General features: G+C 43.2%; 16 protein-coding genes. 7 read left to right on the top strand and 9 right to left on the bottom strand.

Going from position 1 to position 18,081, the window contains the following annotated elements; all coding sequences use genetic code 11:
- Window positions 1–134 precede the first annotated feature (134 nt).
- The gene (locus H6G32_RS19225) at window positions 135–1,370 is read left to right on the top strand and encodes a glycosyltransferase family 4 protein (protein WP_190461121.1); all 1,236 of its coding nucleotides are present in this window, start codon (window positions 135–137) and stop codon (window positions 1,368–1,370) included.
- On the opposite strand, the gene thiS is transcribed toward H6G32_RS19225, so the two are convergent.
- The 3 genes from thiS to H6G32_RS19210 all read right to left on the bottom strand — a co-directional run bounded on the left by thiS (window position 1,367) and on the right by H6G32_RS19210 (window position 2,946).
- Window positions 1,367–1,579, bottom strand: coding sequence for a sulfur carrier protein ThiS (gene thiS, locus H6G32_RS19220; protein WP_190461119.1), 213 nt, complete (start codon window positions 1,577–1,579; stop codon window positions 1,367–1,369). The two genes, H6G32_RS19225 and thiS, sit on opposite strands and share 4 nt — an antisense overlap.
- Before the next feature lie 28 nt (window positions 1,580–1,607).
- Complete coding sequence (locus H6G32_RS19215) at window positions 1,608–2,678, bottom strand: thiamine phosphate synthase (protein ID WP_190461117.1); 1,071 nt, start codon at window positions 2,676–2,678, stop codon at window positions 1,608–1,610.
- A 79-nt stretch (window positions 2,679–2,757) separates the two neighbouring features.
- A complete protein-coding gene (locus H6G32_RS19210) occupies window positions 2,758–2,946 on the bottom strand; it encodes a hypothetical protein (protein ID WP_242046653.1) in 189 nt (62 codons plus the stop codon).
- A gap of 203 nt (window positions 2,947–3,149) precedes the next feature.
- On the opposite strand from H6G32_RS19210, the gene H6G32_RS19205 reads away from it, so the two are divergent.
- Window positions 3,150–4,853 (top strand): DUF1565 domain-containing protein, encoded by a 1,704-nt coding sequence (locus H6G32_RS19205; protein ID WP_242046652.1) that lies wholly within the window; start codon window positions 3,150–3,152, stop codon window positions 4,851–4,853.
- Between the two features lie 92 nt (window positions 4,854–4,945).
- On the opposite strand, the gene H6G32_RS26840 is transcribed toward H6G32_RS19205, so the two are convergent.
- From H6G32_RS26840 to H6G32_RS19190, 3 genes are all read right to left on the bottom strand, one after another.
- Window positions 4,946–5,983: a hypothetical protein gene (locus H6G32_RS26840; protein ID WP_242046657.1), complete on the bottom strand. Its 1,038-nt coding sequence runs from the start codon at window positions 5,981–5,983 to the stop codon at window positions 4,946–4,948.
- A 126-nt stretch (window positions 5,984–6,109) separates the two neighbouring features.
- Window positions 6,110–8,203, bottom strand: coding sequence for an S-layer homology domain-containing protein (locus H6G32_RS19195; RefSeq protein ID WP_190461113.1), 2,094 nt, complete (start codon window positions 8,201–8,203; stop codon window positions 6,110–6,112).
- Window positions 8,204–8,419: 216 nt separating this feature from the next.
- On the bottom strand, window positions 8,420–8,992 hold the full coding sequence (locus H6G32_RS19190) for a Uma2 family endonuclease (RefSeq protein ID WP_190461111.1): 573 nt from the start codon (window positions 8,990–8,992) through the stop codon (window positions 8,420–8,422).
- A gap of 431 nt (window positions 8,993–9,423) precedes the next feature.
- Here H6G32_RS19190 and H6G32_RS19185 point away from each other — a divergent pair, with 431 nt between their 5' ends.
- From H6G32_RS19185 to purU, 5 genes are all read left to right on the top strand, one after another.
- On the top strand, window positions 9,424–10,431 hold the full coding sequence (locus H6G32_RS19185; RefSeq protein ID WP_190461109.1) for an ABC transporter ATP-binding protein: 1,008 nt from the start codon (window positions 9,424–9,426) through the stop codon (window positions 10,429–10,431).
- Window positions 10,432–11,244 carry an ABC transporter permease gene (locus tag H6G32_RS19180; RefSeq protein ID WP_190461108.1) on the top strand — a complete coding sequence of 271 codons (813 nt, stop codon included), beginning with the start codon at window positions 10,432–10,434 and terminating at the stop codon, window positions 11,242–11,244. It abuts the gene before it with no gap.
- 169 nt (window positions 11,245–11,413) lie between these two features.
- The gene (locus H6G32_RS19175; RefSeq protein ID WP_190461105.1) at window positions 11,414–13,255 is read left to right on the top strand and encodes a GldG family protein; all 1,842 of its coding nucleotides are present in this window, start codon (window positions 11,414–11,416) and stop codon (window positions 13,253–13,255) included.
- Between the two features lie 27 nt (window positions 13,256–13,282).
- Window positions 13,283–13,897, top strand: a complete 615-nt coding sequence (locus H6G32_RS19170) for a DUF4340 domain-containing protein (protein ID WP_190461103.1) — start codon at window positions 13,283–13,285, stop codon at window positions 13,895–13,897.
- Between the two features lie 27 nt (window positions 13,898–13,924).
- Entirely contained in the window at window positions 13,925–14,779 is an 855-nt protein-coding gene (purU, locus tag H6G32_RS19165) for a formyltetrahydrofolate deformylase (protein ID WP_190461101.1), read from the top strand.
- A gap of 108 nt (window positions 14,780–14,887) precedes the next feature.
- Here the strand turns inward: purU and H6G32_RS19160 are convergent, their stop codons facing one another.
- From H6G32_RS19160 to H6G32_RS19150, 3 genes are all read right to left on the bottom strand, one after another.
- Complete coding sequence (locus H6G32_RS19160; protein ID WP_190461098.1) at window positions 14,888–16,138, bottom strand: hypothetical protein; 1,251 nt, start codon at window positions 16,136–16,138, stop codon at window positions 14,888–14,890.
- Window positions 16,139–16,141: 3 nt separating this feature from the next.
- On the bottom strand, window positions 16,142–16,837 hold the full coding sequence (locus H6G32_RS19155) for a hypothetical protein (protein WP_190461097.1): 696 nt from the start codon (window positions 16,835–16,837) through the stop codon (window positions 16,142–16,144).
- Between the two features lie 110 nt (window positions 16,838–16,947).
- Window positions 16,948–18,081: tetratricopeptide repeat protein (locus H6G32_RS19150; protein WP_190461095.1), on the bottom strand; the 1,134-nt coding region annotated here is incomplete at its 5' end.

Genomic DNA, 18,081 nt, shown 5'->3' with positions numbered 1-18,081 from the left:
TGGCGACAGATACAAGCCCGGAAACTCTATCAAATCAATCTTTCTTAATTTTGAATTTTGTTAGCGGAGCTCCTCTGAAAGAGGCATTTTGAATTCTTAATTTTGAATATGCACAAACTCAAACAAAATAATTTATGGAAAATATTTCACGGATAGGGACACAAATCAGGGACGAAACTGCATACCCAGATATCTTAGTCATATCTCGGATCTTCCGTCCGCTAGATGCTGTAATTGGGGAGTATGTCTATAGTCGCTGTCTGCAAGACCCAGACCGGGTAATTGTACTAGCTGCTGGTTGTTCAGGAGATAAAGTATTTGACCAAGGGCAGCAGTTTCCGGTTTTTCGCTGGCCATACTTTAGGTTCTGGACTGGTGGGTTTCTGGGAAATATCCTCAAGTCTCTGTTCAATATTATCTGGACATTGCTGCTAGCTTGTAAACTCTATTTTCGCTATCATTACCGCTACATTGAGTGGTGTCATGGCTATGACTTTCCGGCTATGTTGCTACTCAGCTATATCTTACCTATTCGCTTTTTTATCTATCTGCATGGTAACGATATTCGTTGTGCTTCAGGTAACCCTTTATGGCGATCGCTATTTAAATTAACACTCTCACGGGCTGAAGGGATTGTTTGTAATAGTTCCCATACACGAGATTACCTAAGAAGTGCTTTCCGCGTAGATTCCCCTACCCACGTAATTAACCCAGTAGTTAGACCAGAAAAATTTGGGACTGCAACTAGTCCTAGTCATCTTGATGATTTAAATCTACGGTTGCGTCAGGCTTACAATATTCCAGAAACAGCAATTGTCATTCTCTCGGTAGGACAGCTGGTAAAGCACAAAAGCTTTGATCTTGTGATTGATAACTTACCACTATTGTTAACTATTGGGCTAGATGTCCATTATATAATCTGCGGACAAGGGCCTTTTGAGTCCCACCTGAAGTCTTTATCCCAGCGGTTGCGAGTAGACAAGCGGGTACATTTTGCTGGATATGTACCCGAACGAGAATTAGCTAGCTACTATGCAGCCTGTGATATATTCGCCATGCTGACTTTGTTGAATCACAAAACTCAAAATCTCGAAGATTTTGCCATGGTTTACTTAGAAGCCAGCTATTTTGGTAAACCTGTAATTGCTTCTCGCTCAGGTAGTGTTCTCGATGCAGTTCACCACGAAGAAAATGGCCTCCTGGTGAATGCCAAATCTGGCTATGAGGTTTTCCAAGCTTTTAAGCTTTTGTGTCAAGACAAACCGCTACGGGAAAAACTCGGACGTCAAGGACAAGAATTAGCTAAACGAAAAAACCTGCACCGCTGGCTGTACAAACCTGAGTCTGGCTATTCCTGTTTATTAAATTAGCCACCACCGACGATGGTCACAACTTCTAAGCGATCGCCTGGTTGTACTTGAGTTTGCTGCCAAAACTGACGGTGTAAGATTTCGCCATTGTACTCTACCGCCACCAAGCGGGGATTAAAGCCTAACTCTTGGAGTAAGTCGGGTAATGGCGTTTGGGATGAACAACTGCGAGTTTCTCCATTTACCTGGAGTGCTATTTGAATAGGCATAAGTTATTACAAATATAGAAAACCATTTTTAATTGTTGCTAGATTCCGGTTTGAGTTTCACTCGATTTAGTTGGGAGAGAAAATACTGTGTCACCAAGGTAGGTTGTTCCGCTTGCATCAGCGATCGCACCACAGCCACCCGTTCTGCACCGGCATCAATCACATCATTAATATTATTCGCATCTATTCCCCCAATGGTAAACCAGGGAATAGTACAGTTTTTGGCTGCATATCTCACATATTCTAAGCCTGCCGCTGCCTTACCTGCTTTCGTCGGCGTTTCATAAACTGGGCCCACGCCGATATAATCTGCACCTTCGGCAATTGCTCCTCGCATTTCTTCGGGATTTGTGGTAGAACGTCCGATCAATCGCTGGGTTCCGAGTAATTGCCGAGCCACCGCAATCGGTAGATCCTGCTGTCCCAAATGTACCCCATCGGCATCTAATGCTAAAGCCAAATCCACTCGGTCATTGATGATAAATAGAGCGCCGTAAGTGTGGCATAGCTGCCGCAGTTTGATTCCTCGTTCTAAACGCAAAACATCATCAGCAGTTTTTTCGCGATACTGTAGCAGGGTTAAACCACCTTTGAGCGCCGCTTCCACCGTAGGAAATAAAGTATCTACGGGGGAAGTTACAAGATATAAGTGCGATCGCCACAGCAGTTGATGGCGCTGATAACCCATTAAGTTACTTTCTAGGGTATACACCCGATAGCGCATCTGCTTAAAAGCTGCCCCCATATTTGGATGGTAAAGCTTGCCGTATTCTTCCAGCACCCGCATTGCTTCTTGGACACGGCAAAAGTTAGCTTGCAACAATGATTCAATACTAGTGCGTAATTCTTCCTGGGGATGGGTTAAATCAGTCCCCAGATCACCAGGGGTATCTCGTGCCGTCCTGAGTTCAGCCGTATGCCAGTTACCCACCTCTTGCCGCAGGTGCTTACATTCCCCAGCCAACTGGGCGTTATTCAATCCAAAGCGACACCATTCTTCAATAATTCGCAAGCCCTCACGAGCGCGATCTAAATTGGCGTCTAAAATCCGGTACACAACTTGCTGCATTTGTTGTCTTTGGCTTGGGGCTTCGACCATTAGAATAACCCCATTGGTTTTTTCATATCTTTGGTACGGTTGCAGATTTATTAAATAAATTGTAATGAACTACCCACCCCTACTTCGTTGAGGGATGGGTTTCTACAACCACCCCAGTAGGATTGGATTTTTGACGCTTCCTTTGCCCTAGTTGCCTCATACTAACAGTTTGCTTACGCTCACTGGTGTATGCGGTAGAGCTAGTGACATCAGCGTCTACGAGGTTAGTTCCTAACCCCGGTAGAATACCTTTTGCCCAATAAAGCATTACTTCGGCAGCAGCAATATCCCTATCTTGAACATATCCACAAACACCACACTCATGAACCCTTCAAAATAGCCGATTGGGCAATATGTCAATATGTGGGTAACATTATCGACATACTCCCATCGTCAGAGTATAAGAATTTATTGTACTTTCTTAGGAGTTGGATTAAATTGATGCTCCCTCTCAAGTTGCTTCAGTACCGGATGGCCAAGCAGATTCTGCGAGAATTAGCCATAGTATTGCGTTTTAGCTTTGGTCTGGGAGTAGCCAGTATGGCACTCTTGGGCACAAGCTTGGGCCAAGGCTTTGCTCAGATTCCCACAGCATCAGAACAAACGCCTCATGGTGAAAAAACAATCTCTCAGGTTAACGTTCTGTTTGTCAACCCAAGTATCGGAGATGACAAAGCAGGCAATGGTGGTGAACGCGCTCCTTGGAAGACGATTACTCAAGCCTTGCAAGTAGCCCAGCCAAATACTGTAATTATGCTCTCTTCTGGGACATACAGCGCTGAGACAGGTGAGGTATTTCCCTTAATTCTCAAACAGGGTGTTTCTATTCAAGGGGACACAGGCAACAAAGGCAGGAATATTAAGATCGTCGGCGGTGGTGGATACCTGAGCCGCAGCTTTGGTGGTCAAAATGTCACCATTGTTGGCGCCAACCAAGCGGGGTTAAGTGGGGTGAGTGTCACCAACACTAACCCCCGTGGTTACGGTTTATGGATTGAATCCAGCAATCCCATAATTCAGGAAAATACTTTTACTGAGAACACTCAGGATGGAATTTCTGTTACTGGTAACGCTGCCCCCACTATTAGCAAAAATTATTTTTATCGCAATGGCGCTAATGGGTTGACAGTTAGCGGTTATTCCCAGCCCCAAGTGCGGGAAAATATCTTTCAACAAACTGGCTTTGGCATCAATGTCGCCCAAAATGCTCATCCCATGGTGGTGGGTAATCAAATTCAGAACAATAGATCGGGTGTGATAGTGCAAGCTAATGCCCGCCCAATTTTGCGGAATAATTTAATTCAAGGCAGTAAAGAAGATGGTTTGGTAGTCATTGCCCAAGCAATACCAGATTTGGGTAGTGCCTCGGAACCAGGAGGTAATGAATTTCGGAATAATGGCCGCTATGACGTTAATGCCAGTGCTGCCAAGCAGCTAATTTCTGCCCCTGGCAATAACCTGGCTAACAATCGCATTGCTGGTAGGGTAGATATTAACGGGGTAACAGCTTCTATAGGCCAAAATTCTCCCACTGAACCTTTGCCTAATGGTAGCTTGCAGGAGGTACCCACTACTGGAGAAATCGTTTTCTCTGCTCCTACAGTTCCTCAAATTTCCCCTAAGTACACGGCACCATTGCCCAGCAATAGAATTACACCGACTAAACCCGTTTCTGGGAATAGCTCTCGACCATTGAAAAATCAGTTGCCACTATTGCCAGCCAATATCCGAGTTTCTGCCTCTGACACTGAGCTGCCTAATAGTAGTGTTGCTGAATCTCCGACTCCCAGCCGCTTACCAACATTGCAGCCGGGTATGCCGCAATTGAATTATGTCCAAATTGAGACCAATACTATCGAGTTTGCTGCACCTCCGGCACCATCATCTAGTAGGGCGATAAATCAAGGGCAATCATTGCCAGTAGGCAAAAGTTTTGTCACTGGGGCCTATGGTGGAGATTCTTTGGTGAATGCCCGTTATCGTGTGGTGGTGCAAGTTGCAACTGATAAGGATAGGCAATTGGTGCGATCGCTTGCTCCTGGTGCTTTTTCTACTGTTCGGCAAGGTCGCAAAGTTATGCAAGCAGGTGTTTTTAGCAGTCAATCTAACGCCACGGGAATGCTCAAAATATTCAATAGTAAAGGTTTAAGAGCCATTGTTGAACGTTTGAATTAGTGCTGAGTGTTGATTACTAATTGGCTAACAACTATTAAACTAAGCATAATTCCAGTACTTTGACAATCCCTTGGCGAACAGCCAGGGGATTTTTACTCAGCACTTTCAATAGACATTGCTTTAAGTTTGGATGTAAATGACTCAGTGCGATCGCTTTTTTGAGGGGTAAATTGCCCAATTGGCGGATTATTAGGCGTTGTTGGCAAGGGTTCTACGCTCATTTGGGGGGTAAATTGTCCAATGGGCGAATTATTAGGTTTTGCTGGCAAGGCTCCTAGTAGTTTCTGGGGGAGGCGTTCGCTCATTTGGGGGGTAAATTGTCCAATGGGCGAATTATTAGGTTTTGCTGGCAAGGCTTCTAGTAGTTTCTGGGGGAGGCGTTCGCTCATTTGGGGGGTAAATTGTCCAATGGGCGGATTATTCGCCTTTGTTGGCAACTGTTCTGGTAGTTTCTGGGGGAGGCGATCGCTCATTTGGGGGGTAAATTGTCCAATGGGCGGATTATTCGCCTTTGTTGGCAACTGTTCTAGTAGTTGTGTTGGCATTGGTGATGGGGTTTTTAGGGGCAGTCTCTCTTGGACAACCACCTTTTGGCTAACAGCAGCAGCCAGTTGCCGGGGTGCTGGTTCTGGGGCCACCTTAAAAGAGGGAGATGTTAAGACGTTGCCCCCGTCCCGACTTCCCCCCTTCCCCACTTCTTTGCTACTCGCTAGCTGTTGGGGTGTAGTCTTGCTTTGTCGGTAACTATTCTCAACCTTAGCAGGTGATAAGTGAGAATTTGTCAGCTGCTCAATGGTCGTGTGTTTTTGCCCAGGCGATAGGACTGGTGCCGCCGTTGCGGTTAAGGTTTCGGGGAATTTGCTGCAAATCAGGCGTTCAAATTCCATGTTGAAATGGTAGATTACCTGTCCTCGTCGCTGCCAAAAGTTTAAGAGTTGTTGTACTGATACTGCTTTGTAACGACCTAGATACAACGCCTCAATTACTGCTAAATGTAGCCAATCGATTGGGTGTTCTACTCGCCATTTGTCAATTAACTCACTGGGGCTATAACCATTGAGGTCAAAACTATAGTGAGCTAATAAGGTTGCTGCTAAGTCGGCAGAGGTGTTTGGGGCTGTTGTTAACATAGGGCTGTTAGTTCCAGGCAATAGGTATAAATTTTCGACCCATCGCATATAGCCTAGCGTTCTTTTGGCTACATGAGTTTTCTCACGAGTTTCTAAGTTGATAGGCAGTGTTTTTCATTCTACTTGTCAATTGGTAATATGCAACACCACTATGTAGGGCGAATTTATAGCTTTGATGCGCCCGATCGCAACTAATGCCTGATAAACCATTGCCGCAACTTCAGCCCGTGTAGCCTCCCGCGTTGGCTCTAGCAGCTTGAGGTCTGGATAATTAACAATAATTTTTTGTTTTGTGGCAGTGGCTATGGCTGACCGGGCATATTCGGGAATAGTATGGCGATCGCTATAGGCAAGTAAGGCTTGGTCATCAGTGGCAGATAGTCCTAATCCGTTGACTAAGGAAACTATTACCTGTAGCCTTTGCACGTTTTGATGGGGGCGGAAGGTGCGATCGCTAAATCCGCTCACAAATCCACCGCTAGCTGCAATCTGGATGGCAATAGCAGCCCAAAAATCTTTGGGTACGTCGGTAAATTCTGTTGCTGGTCGTTTGGGCGCAGGGTTAAAGGCAGCCGTTACTAAAGCTGTGTATTGGGCCCGTGTCATGGGTTTATCTGGTTGGTAAGTCCCATCAGCAAACCCTTGAGTTAATTCCATACTCACTAAGCCGCGGATAAAGGCTTCGGCCCAATGTCCCACTAGGTCGCTAAAGGAGGGGATATCAGCTTCAGGACTGACAATGTAGGGGGAATTTATGGCGCTTTCTTTACCACCCGCAACTAATGCCTGATAAATTAATGCGGCTACCTCTGCGCGGGTGATTTCTTCCATTGGTTCTAGTTGGTCTATTCGCGGGTAGTTCACTACTAGCAGTTTTTGGGTGGCAACGGCGATCGCATTGGTGGCATAACTGGGAATTTGGGCACGGTCAGTGTAAACACTTAATACGTTCGGATTGCCGCCGCTGTATTTTAACCCATTGACAATTGATACTAGGGCCTGAGCCTTAGTCAAATTTTGTCCTGGTCGATAAGTTCCATCGGGGAAACCACTGACAAAGCCCAGATCGGCCGCACTCAATATCGCTGAAGCTGCCCAAAAGTCTGGTTTAATATCCGTAAATCTGCTGAGTTGATTACTGGCAGGCAACTGAAAAGTTTTAGTAATCAAAGCAGCATATTGGGCACGGGTAATTGGCGTTTCTGGCTGAAAAGTGCCATCTCCAAAGCCACTAATTAAGCCTTTGTTCGCCAAGGCTGATACAAAAGCCGCCGCCCAATGTCCATCTAAATCAGAAAAGCCAGAACTGACTGCTACTTGACTGGATGTGTCTGCGGTAGCGGCGATAAATTCTACCAAACCCTTAACCTGGGTAGGATTCAACTGATTACCTACAGAAATCAGCTTTTGTGATGATAAATTTTGTAAATCAAATTCTCCCTGGTCACGAAAAATGTTGTCAGCAGGATCTTGGGCGTTACCTAAGTCAGGAACTGCATTCCCATTCACTAACAAACCACCTTGGGTATTTTTGGCAATCACATTTCGCCTTAATACGGGTCTAGCATCGCGGGATAGTGCGATCGCCGTCCGGTTGGCTGATAGTTTGTTATTTGCTACCAAAGGAGCCGCAAAATCGCTAATTGCAATGCCTAAAGGGTTATTTTGAAAAATGTTCCGCAGCACTTCCCCTTTGCTATTACGTGCCATAAATAACCCACTGGCAAGATTTTGCTGAAACAGATTATCTACAATGGCAGGTTTGGCTGTGCCGGTCGTAAATATCCCTTCTCTTCCACAGTTGCTCAAGGTATTGTTAGCCAAGGTGGGTGCTGTCGATTCAATCCAGATACCAGTGCCTTTGGGTGTGGGATTCGTGACAGTTACACCTAAGAGGCTGGCATCACCTAGCAGCAGTAGTGTGATATTTTGCACCCCAAAACTAGGGCTTTGATACTCGCCACTCCCGGAAATCACAATCCCCTGACCTTTGTTTGCTTCGTTACCCACCACCAGCAATCCCGTAGGAATGACTATGGGAAAAACCTCACCACTGGTAGCGCTGTAAGTTCCCGATGCCAACTGAATAATTCCTGGTGATTTGGCAGCTTTGAGGGCACGGCTAAGGCTTCTAAAGGGACTCAACCGGGAACCAGCATTGGTATCATTCCCTGTCGCAGGATTGACATAGAGTGTGGCAACGAGGGTAGAGTTCACCATTGATTCTTGAGAGTTAATTGTTTAACATACTTGTAACCGATTTTTTCCCAGTAGTATCTTTTTAGTAGAAAATATATCCACGCCACCCCTCACTGTCGAGGCTAGTACTTAGACATATATTATACAAATTTGATAATTCTTCACCATCCATAGATAGTACCATCATCCAAAATATCGGCTTTGGTATCTAAGGTTGTTTTGGTGTAAACTGGAACTTCAATCAACAATTAGAACATCTTCATATATATCTGCCATTTTTAGAGTTAAACCAACTGAATATAAGTTTAATTGAGCATCTTTACCTAATATTTGTATTGTCCAATTTCCTTGAGCATCTTGACGATAAATTTCTATTTTTATTTCATCTGGACAAATTAATACATACTCTCGCAATTTTTCTAAGGTCAGATAATTGACAAGTTTCTCTCGTCTCTTTGTTATTTCTGTATTTGGTGATAGCACTTCTATAATTAAGCAGGGATAATTTAAGAAATAGCGGTCTTGGTCTTGGGGATCACAAGAGACTATGACATCAGGATAGTAAAATGTGGGTTTATTCTCAATGGCTGATTTTATCTTCACTTTCATCTCTGACATAAAGGTGTTACAGGAACTACCCCGCAAGTGAGAACGTAACCGTGAGTAAATATTATCAGCTATTATATTGTGTTCTTTGCTATCTTCAGACAGGGCAAAAATTTGACCCCTAAGATATTCATGTCGAATTTGACTAGATTTTTCTAATTCGATATATTCTTCTACAGTGAAAAATTTTACAGGATATTGCATAGTTTTTTGGTTGGGCGATGATTATAGAATTCTTGTGGCTTGGGGTCAGTACTTTACACGTGTAGAGACTTTCTACAGGCTAAACAAATTATCAACTGAAGATTGGCAACGGTTTAAATTAATATCACTTTAAATAAAAGTTAGGCTATGTTAAAATGTATCTCTAATTTCAGTTTTAAGCATATTTTTAAACTTTAAATTTTTAGTTTTTAATTGTATTAATCGTTTCTGCACTCAGTTAAAAATATAAATATCTGTAAAAATTATCTACAGTAAAATTATTGAAGCATAATATTTTTTAGATACATCAGTTTTACTGGATGGATAAATTATCGTTTGCCATCTCAAAGCAGGTACATATAATAAACTGAGTATTTAGCCAGTACTCTTGATTAGGCAAAGGCTAAAAGTATTGATTTTATGTTAATTCTATGATTGAAGTTGAACATTTAAGTAAAATATACGGTTCTACCCCAGCGATAAATGATGTCACTTTTAGGGTTGAACAAGGGGAAATTTTGGGGTTTTTGGGGCCGAATGGCGCCGGCAAAACTACAACCATGCGAATTTTAGCCGGTTATTTACCAGCGTCTAGCGGTACAGCCCGAATTGCTGGTTATGATGTCCATGACAATTCCCTCTCTGTGCGCCAGCGGATTGGCTATTTACCGGAAACACCGCCGTTATACCCCGAAATGACAGTTGAGGGATTTTTGGACTTTGTCGCCCGGATTAAGGGAGTACCGGCAGGCGATCGCCCCAACAAGGTCAAAGCAGCAATGGAACGCTGCAATTTACTAGACTTGCGCCGGGTAATTATTCGCAAACTTTCTAAAGGATATCGTCAAAGAGTTGGCATTGCCCAAGCTATCGTCCATGATCCACCAGCGATCATTTTAGATGAACCTACCGTTGGACTTGATCCCCGGCAAATCATTGAAGTGCGAAATTTAATTAAAAGCCTCGCCGGGACGCACACCATTATTCTGTCTACCCACATTCTGCCAGAAGTGAGCATGACTTGCAGCCGCGTTGCCATTATTAATCGTGGTCAAATAGTAGCGACTAATAGCCCAGAAAACCTGATGGCCCAGTTGTCAGCAGGTGGAGGATATGAGTTAGAGATCGTGGGAGAAGCAGCCCTAGCCAAACAGGTATTGCAAAATATCTCTGGTGTGAGTCTGGTAGAATCAATGCCGACAGCGGGAACACAAAATCCCCCCCAGGATAACCGCGCCTATCTGCGGGTAATATCGCAACCAGGAAAAGAACCAGGACGGGATATTGCTACAGCCTTAATGCGTGCAGGATTTAGTTTAAATGAAATGCGGCGAGTCAGCGCTACTCTGGAAGATGTGTTTTTACAACTGACCACAGAAGAAAAAAACTTGCAGACTGAAGTAGACTCAGCACCAGCCACAGAAGGAGATGCCCCATAAATGGGTATAGTACTGGGTAATATTATTGCCATTTATCGCCGAGAGTTACAGAGTTATTTTGTCTCACCATTGGCTTATGCGATCGCCGGGGTGTTTTGGTTCATCTCTGGGTTATTCTTAGTCATGATTTTGCTAGGCCCAGATGGAATTTTGCCAGCAGTCGCCGGCATAGATTTACAAGGGCAACAATTAGGAATACCAATACCGCCCATAGATGTGCCTTACGAATTTGTCCGGGCATTTTTAGACCGCATGGGGTGGCTGTTGTTGTTTGTGCTGCCGATTCTTTCCATGGGACTTTACGCCGAAGAACGCAAACGGGGCACTTTAGAACTTTTAGCCACGTCACCAATCACCAATTGGGCAGTAGCGGTAGGTAAGTTATTAGGGGTGTTAACGTTTTTTATCACAATGGTTTTGCCCATGCTAGCCCTAGAAGCGATCGCTATCAGCGGCTCAAATCCACCAATGTCGCTCACAATTCCCCTACTGGGTCATTTGGGATTAATCTTGCTAGCAGCGGCAATATTATCCTTGGGAATGTTTATTTCCTCATTAACAGACAGCACAATTTTGTCGGCTGTCCTCACATTTGCAGTAATTTTATTACTGTTATTCGTTGATTTAATCGCCAAAACTATCCCCGGCCCCGTAGGTGAAGCCTTGAGTCATTTATCGTTACTCAAACATTACAACACCTTAGTTCAAGGGATTTTCGATACCAGCACTTTGATTTTATTTGCCAGTTACATTCTTTTGGGCATCTTTCTCACAGCCCAATCAATAGATGCACTGCGCTTTCAACGTAATTAGTCATTAGTTAATAGTCATTAGCAAAGACAATTGACCAATGACCCTTCGGGTTCGCCAGTTGCTCATGGGGGAAACCCCCAAGACCGCACTGGCTCACCAATGACCAACGACCAATGACCAATGACTAATGACCAATGACCAACGACCAATGACCAATGACTAATGACCAATGACTAATTTCGCAAAAAAGCAACTTTGGAAATTTCTATTTTGGCTGGGGCCCTTCTTCGTTGCTGTCGGCTTAACATCTGCATTAATCTCGGAAACTTGGGGACGAATCCCCTTAGCATTTTTGATTACGGGCATTGTCATCTGTGGGTTGTGGGTAATCTGGCAAGCCCAGCAGAGTAAATGGTGGGGACGTCGTTCTACTCAAGCTAGTACTAATGCCCTGATAGCAACTTTCGCCGTCTTAGTGATTTTGGGATTAATTAACTTTTTAGGTATTCGCTACCACCTGCGAACAGATTTAACAGAAACCCAGTTGTTTACCCTTGCCCCCCAATCACGGGAATTGGTAAGTACTTTACCTCAGTCAGTTAAAGCGTGGATATTTGATGTGAATCAAAATCCCCAAGACCGAGAATTACTAGAAAACTATCAGCGCCAAAGTTCAAAGTTTACATTTGAGTACATCAATCCCCAAGCCAAACCAGGACTAGCAGAAAAATTTGGCGTCAAAGAACCTGGTGAAGTTTACTTAGAATATGGAGATAAACGGCAATTAGTAGATGTCGTAAATGACAATGTACGTCTCACAGAAATTAGGTTAACTAATCGTCTGCAACAAATCATTAGTTCAAGTACAGCTAAAGTTTACTTTCTCCAAGGTCACGGCGAACACCAATTATCAGCCGGCAAGGGGGCAATTTCACAGGCGAGTCAGGCATTAGCTGACAAAAACTTCACAACATCAGCGCTGAATTTAGCAGACAATGCCAAAATTCCTGAAGATGCCACTGTATTGATAGTAGCTGGCCCCAAGCGATCGCTATTTGAGGGCGAAGTTAAAGCCTTGCAAGACTATCTCAATCGTGGCGGTAATTTACTGCTGATGATCGATCCCAATACCGACCCTAAAATTGATAGCCTGCTAAAAGAGTGGGGTGTAATACTAGATAATCGTTTGGCTGTTGATATCTCTGGGGAAAGTCTAGGACTTGGCCCGGCTGCTCCCTTAGTGACAGAATATGGACAACATCCCATCACCAAAGATTTTGGTAATGGCATTTCTTTTTATCCCGTTGCCAGACATCTAGAAATTACCCCAGTTGCTGATGTTGAGTCAACTCCCCTACTGCGAACCAAACCTTATCCCAACAGCTGGGCAGAAAGCGACCAAAAAAGCGAAAAGTTAGAGTTTAATGAGGGTAAAGACCTCAAAGGGCCTCTGACCTTGGGTATGGCGTTTAAGAAAAAACTAATAGCCAAATCTAGTCCGACGCCAACAGCATCACCAACTCGTCCTAGCCCTACGCCAACAATATCGCCAACAGCCCAAAGTCAAGCTAGTCCGACACCAACAATATCGCCAACACCTCAAAGTCAAGCTAGCCCGACGCCAACAGCATCGCCAACAGCCCAAACCCCAGCTAGTCCGACGCCAACAGCATCGCCAACAGCCCAAACCCCAGCTAGTCCGACGCCAACAGCCCAAACCCCAGCTAGCCCTACACCAATAGCATCGCCAACAACTCAAGGCGAAACCCTACCGCGCGAAGGCAAATCTGCACCCACTCCCACCGAATCAAGATTAGTAGTGTTAGGAAATTCGGATTTTGCTACCGATGGCTTATTTCAGCAGCAACTAAATGGAGATGTATTCCTCAACTCCGTTACTTGGCTGAGTCAGCAAGATCAACAACCTCTTTCGATTCGCCCTAAAGAACCAAAAAACCGTCGCATTACCCTGTCAATCAACCAAGGCAATTTTTTAATCTTGTCTTCTCTGTTGGTTTTACCCCTAATTGGTTTAGTCACCGCAGCTATTATTTGGTGGCGACGACGTTAATTATTAGCTGTTGATAACTGACAAAAAATGAAATTGCCAAAAACAACTTTAATTTTGATACTGCTAGCCCTGGGCTTAGGTGGGTTTGTTTACTTCCATGAAATTCAAGGTGCGACTCAGCAAGCAGGAATTCAGAATAAAAAGCAGCAAATTTTTGCTTTTACCGCCGACGATGTCCAATCTTTGGCAGTCAAGACTCAAAATATCACCTTGAATCTAGAACGCAACGGTCAATCTGATAATCCCAAGTGGTTGATTAAATCTCCGATATCAGCACCAGGGAATGATCCTATTGTTTCTTATTTACTGAATTTGTTGGTCAAAGCTGAAAACAATAGCACTTTATCAACTCCAGCTAACCAACTGGGAGAATTCGGGTTAGATCAACCCCAGGCAACTATCAACATCAAACTCAAAAATCAGCAAAGTCATCAGTTAATTTTGGGTAAACCTGATTATAACAAGGGTTTTTTGTATGCCCAAGTTGACCCTGGTACTAACTCCAATGGAAATATCAATTTGCTGTTGGTTTCTCCAGATTTTGGTAATGCAGTCAATCGGGAACTATCAGAGTGGAAACAGCCAGAAAATATTATTAATGCACCCAGCACTCCTCAACCAACGCCGACAACCAGCAAATAAGTAATTATTAATTATTTCACTATTCCCATGACAAATCCCAAAGCAACATTGCTAATTTCCTGTCCAGATCAACGGGGATTAGTGGCTAAAATTGCCAACTTCATCTATTCTAATGGTGGTAATATCATCCATGCAGATCAGCATACAGATTTTGCCGCTGGGTTATTTCTCACCCGGATAGAATGGCAGTTAGATGGGTTTAATTTGCCCAGAGATTTGATTAATCCAGCGTTTAATTCTATTGGTCAACCTTTAGGCGCTAAGTGGGAACTACATTTTTCTGATACTGTGCCCCGCATTGCTATTTGGGTTAGTCGGCAAGACCATTGTCTATTTGATTTGATTTGGCGACAACGGGCTAAGGAGTTTGCTGCTGAAATTCCCTTAATTATTAGCAATCATCCTGATTTAAAGGTGGTAGCAGACCAATTTGGAATTGATTTTCAATATATTCCTATTACTAAGGATAATAAACAAGAACAAGAAGCAAAACAAATAGAATTACTGCGTCAATACAAAATTGATTTAGTTGTTTTGGCAAAATATATGCAAATTGTCAGTGCAGATTTTATTAACCAATTTCCGCAAATTATCAATATTCATCACTCATTTTTACCAGCTTTTGTCGGTGCAAATCCCTACCACCGAGCTTTTGAACGGGGTGTAAAAATTATTGGGGCGACGGCTCATTATGCTACTGCTGATTTAGATGCGGGGCCGATTATTGAGCAGGATGTGGTGCGGGTAAGTCATCGTGATGAAGTGGATGATTTGGTGAGAAAAGGCAAAGATTTGGAAAGAGTGGTGTTAGCTAGGGCGGTGCGATCGCATCTACAAAATCGCGTGTTAGTCTATGGAAACAGGACTGTAGTATTTGAGTGAACATCTAAAAAATCTGTAGTTGGTACACCGCATTTAAATGAAACTCTTGTGGGACGGGAAGATGCTCGTCCAATTTGTTTTACAAGAATTGGTTTTTAGATTAACATTTCAAGGTTTTGAGTTCGATTTTGAGGCGTTATCAATTACAAAAGATAACAGATAGGTAATTGTCGCAGCGCCAAAAGAGAACAAAGCAATAATTGCATCGCGGGGTAAAATGCCATCTAACCAACTTCCTTGAATACTGGAAACCGGGAAATCTTTATCAAGACCAATTTTAATATTTTTAGTTCTACCGGCAAAGCGAACCTCTAAACCCTTTTCAGGAACAATTTGCAGATTACGGATTAATTCTATATTTAAGGGAATATCAGGGTTTTCTCCCATCAGAAACTGATTATCTTTAATTTCACGTTCTTGCTCCACCATGCGAACTTTGCCTTCCCTAATGGTGGAAGTAGCCAAATCATCTCTAATATCACCACTTCTATCTAAACGCTGAAACTGTACATCTTTCGTGGCTATTTTGGCGCGAAACCATTGCTGTAAATTCGTTTTAGAAATTTGAGAGGTAGCCAGATAAATACTATGATTTTTACTCAATTCTAATTGAACTTCTCTATTTTCAGGAATTAAAATAAATTCTAGTGGTGTATCTAAATTATTTACTAAATTTATATCTGGTAAGCTGTAACGTTCTAAACTAACTTTGAGTGGTTGGTCGCCTAAATATAATTGTAAAATATTTGGTTTATTTATTGTATTTGCAATAGATTGATTTTCTAGCCCAAATGCGAGTCTTTTGTTATAAAAATCATAGTTTAATCCAGTGATTCTAGTATTTGGCTGTAGACGCATTTCAGTTAGGTCTATTTCACTGGTTAATCTAGGATTAATTGGAGCAATAATTAATTTACTTTTGCTATCTATTAGTTGAATATTAAGTGTTTTTAATTGGTTGATTTGCGGCAAAGATGCACTTTGAAATTTACCTGTAAAATTTACGCTTTCCATCCCGCTGGTCTCTAAGTTACTGAGATGGCGAATAGAAGAAAGAAAAAGTTTTGGTCGCTGTCCATTGTAGGTAAAACTCATTTCTTCGACTATGAGATTACCTTCAAATATATGAGTACCAGGAAGTATGGCAGCAAGGCTGATAAACACAACAGCTAATGATAACAAGAGCACAAATATCAATAACTTTTTGCCAGCTAAATACTTGATTAACTGGATTGCATAATTGTAAATGTAATTTACAAAACGCCCAATTATTAGGATAACATAATAGATTTTTGCTAAGGCGGGCTGACAATTTCTAATTCTTCGCTGTAACCAGCTATATTTTCGCCTGCGTGCCATAATTTATTTCAGCCAATTGGGGTTATGTTCAAAGAAAAAACGCCGATCATATTTCTCAGGGCGTCCACCAATTTGTTCTTGTTCGGCAATATAATGAACTTCATAACGACCGGCGGGGGCGTTGCGTCCATCCCAGGTAAAAACTACTTCACCACTTTGGGCATTATTCCGAGGACTTTTGTAAACAACTTTGTTGTTGCGGAGGATTTCAAAGGTAGGGAATTTAGCCCGACTGGAAGTGAAAAAAACAAATTCATACTGTCCAGAAGGTTGCCCAATGGTGACGGGTAAATAAATCGAGTTAACAGAAGCTAAAGCGCGGAGAGTATTGGGTGCAACCTTAGCTTTGTTTAAAATATCGGGTTTTAAGGAAAAGCTGAAGCGCGACTGATTTTTTAATAATAGTAATTCATCTAAAACATAATTTTTGTCTAGGGATTGTAGTTTTACTTCTGGGGTACTATTGCCAAGGCTGGGAATTAGCAGGTTGAGGAGGTTAGGATAACTGCTAATGCCACGAGTAGCAAAGGAAATTAGGCGAAAACCACGAAAAACCTCTGTTGGTTGAATGCCTTCGCAGCGGTTGTTATCCCGGCGGATATAGGCGGTTGATTGGGGGTTGCCAGAGGAACAGGCTTGGGTGGGAATGTTGCTCAGGCTAAAAAGGAATAGGGTGGTGAGTAAAAGTTGAGATTTCATAATTTACAGATAAATAAACTAGGTGCAGACCTCACCCTGTCCTGACGGACATCCCTCTCCTTGGGAAGGAGAGGGACAGGTTTTGCGTAGCACAACCAGGGTGAGGTATTTCATGGTGTGGTAACTCCCCAAGTGCGAAGTTTTTCGATGACTACATCCATGGGATAAGCAAAACCAAAGCCGGCTGTGGCTGGGGGTGAGGATTGAGTTGATTTAGCGGCATCTTCTCGCTGTTGTCTGGGGTCGGAAATCTGCACCATTAGTCCAATAACTTGCTTTTTATCTTTATCAATGACTGGCCCCCCAGAATTGCCTTGGGCAAGGGTGGCTGTGATTTGAAGTTTATTTTCTTGAGAAAGAACGTTGCTAATTTCTCCAGAGACAGCAGACCAGTTGCCGCCATTACTGGGATGACCAATGATAGTAACTGGGGTGGTGCGACCAACTTTGCCTGGATACATTGGTAAGGGCTGAATATCTTCGGGAATTCCTGTAACTTTTAGTAAGGCTAAATCTAGGGGGTCATTGGCTGGGGTAATTTGCAGAATTTTGGCGGTGTAGCGGGGTGGATATTGACCGGGGGGAGGTTCGCTGAAAAATTCCAAGGCGATTTTTTCGCTAATGCGTCCTGTGCGTTCGGGGTCTGTGACTACATGACGATTGGTAAGAATCCAAGCTGTGTCACCTTCACGTTTGACTACCCAGCCAGCACCAATATTACTGCCGGTGGGAATTTCGGCAATTATCCGCACTACAGACCGCAATACACCAACTAATGGTTCATTTTGGGAACTTGGTAACCATTTGCGATCGCCTATCACGGGTAAGGAGGGATTTTCCCTTAATCCTAATAGCCGTCTTGCTTCTTGGAGATTGTTTTGGGAAAATACATAATTTGGGTCTATGGCAATAGACTTTTTAAACTCCTCAATAGCCTCTTTTAGCTTCCCTTGGTACTGCAAAACTAAACCTAAACCGTTGTGAGCTAAGGTGTGGGCGGTTGTGAGAGTTCCAGATGTATCATCTGGTAAACTCAAAGCTTTTTGGAAGGCAACTACAGCTTGATCTAGTTTCTTCTGCTGACTCAGGGCCACCCCCAGATTGTTGTAAGCAAGACCATAATTGGGGTTAAGTTGGATGGCTTTTTGGAAGGCAACTACAGCTTCATCTAGTTTCTTCTGGTTACCCAGTGCAATGCCCAGATTGTTGTAAGCATCAGCATAATTGGGGTTGAGTTGGATGGC

Origin of the sequence: Cylindrospermum sp. FACHB-282, from assembly GCF_014697195.1 — a bacterium.
In the GTDB taxonomy this organism is placed as follows: Bacteria; Cyanobacteriota; Cyanobacteriia; order Cyanobacteriales; family Nostocaceae; genus Cylindrospermum.
This window is presented reverse-complemented; position numbering and strand designations above follow the sequence as displayed.

Bases quoted from the DNA above. Each gene is read 5' to 3' on its own strand.
- H6G32_RS19225 (WP_190461121.1), top strand. From the start codon at position 135: ATGGAAAATATTTCACGGATAGGGACACAAATCAGGGACGAAACTGCA.
- thiS (WP_190461119.1), bottom strand. From the start codon at position 1,579: ATGCCTATTCAAATAGCACTCCAGGTAAATGGAGAAACTCGCAGTTGT.
- H6G32_RS19215 (WP_190461117.1), bottom strand. From the start codon at position 2,678: ATGGTCGAAGCCCCAAGCCAAAGACAACAAATGCAGCAAGTTGTGTAC.
- H6G32_RS19210 (WP_242046653.1), bottom strand. From the start codon at position 2,946: ATGCTTTATTGGGCAAAAGGTATTCTACCGGGGTTAGGAACTAACCTC.
- H6G32_RS19205 (WP_242046652.1), top strand. From the start codon at position 3,150: ATGGCCAAGCAGATTCTGCGAGAATTAGCCATAGTATTGCGTTTTAGC.
- H6G32_RS26840 (WP_242046657.1), bottom strand. From the start codon at position 5,983: ATGTTAACAACAGCCCCAAACACCTCTGCCGACTTAGCAGCAACCTTA.
- H6G32_RS19195 (WP_190461113.1), bottom strand. From the start codon at position 8,203: ATGGTGAACTCTACCCTCGTTGCCACACTCTATGTCAATCCTGCGACA.
- H6G32_RS19190 (WP_190461111.1), bottom strand. From the start codon at position 8,992: ATGCAATATCCTGTAAAATTTTTCACTGTAGAAGAATATATCGAATTA.
- H6G32_RS19185 (WP_190461109.1), top strand. From the start codon at position 9,424: ATGATTGAAGTTGAACATTTAAGTAAAATATACGGTTCTACCCCAGCG.
- H6G32_RS19180 (WP_190461108.1), top strand. From the start codon at position 10,432: ATGGGTATAGTACTGGGTAATATTATTGCCATTTATCGCCGAGAGTTA.
- H6G32_RS19175 (WP_190461105.1), top strand. From the start codon at position 11,414: ATGACTAATTTCGCAAAAAAGCAACTTTGGAAATTTCTATTTTGGCTG.
- H6G32_RS19170 (WP_190461103.1), top strand. From the start codon at position 13,283: ATGAAATTGCCAAAAACAACTTTAATTTTGATACTGCTAGCCCTGGGC.
- purU (WP_190461101.1), top strand. From the start codon at position 13,925: ATGACAAATCCCAAAGCAACATTGCTAATTTCCTGTCCAGATCAACGG.
- H6G32_RS19160 (WP_190461098.1), bottom strand. From the start codon at position 16,138: ATGGCACGCAGGCGAAAATATAGCTGGTTACAGCGAAGAATTAGAAAT.
- H6G32_RS19155 (WP_190461097.1), bottom strand. From the start codon at position 16,837: ATGAAATCTCAACTTTTACTCACCACCCTATTCCTTTTTAGCCTGAGC.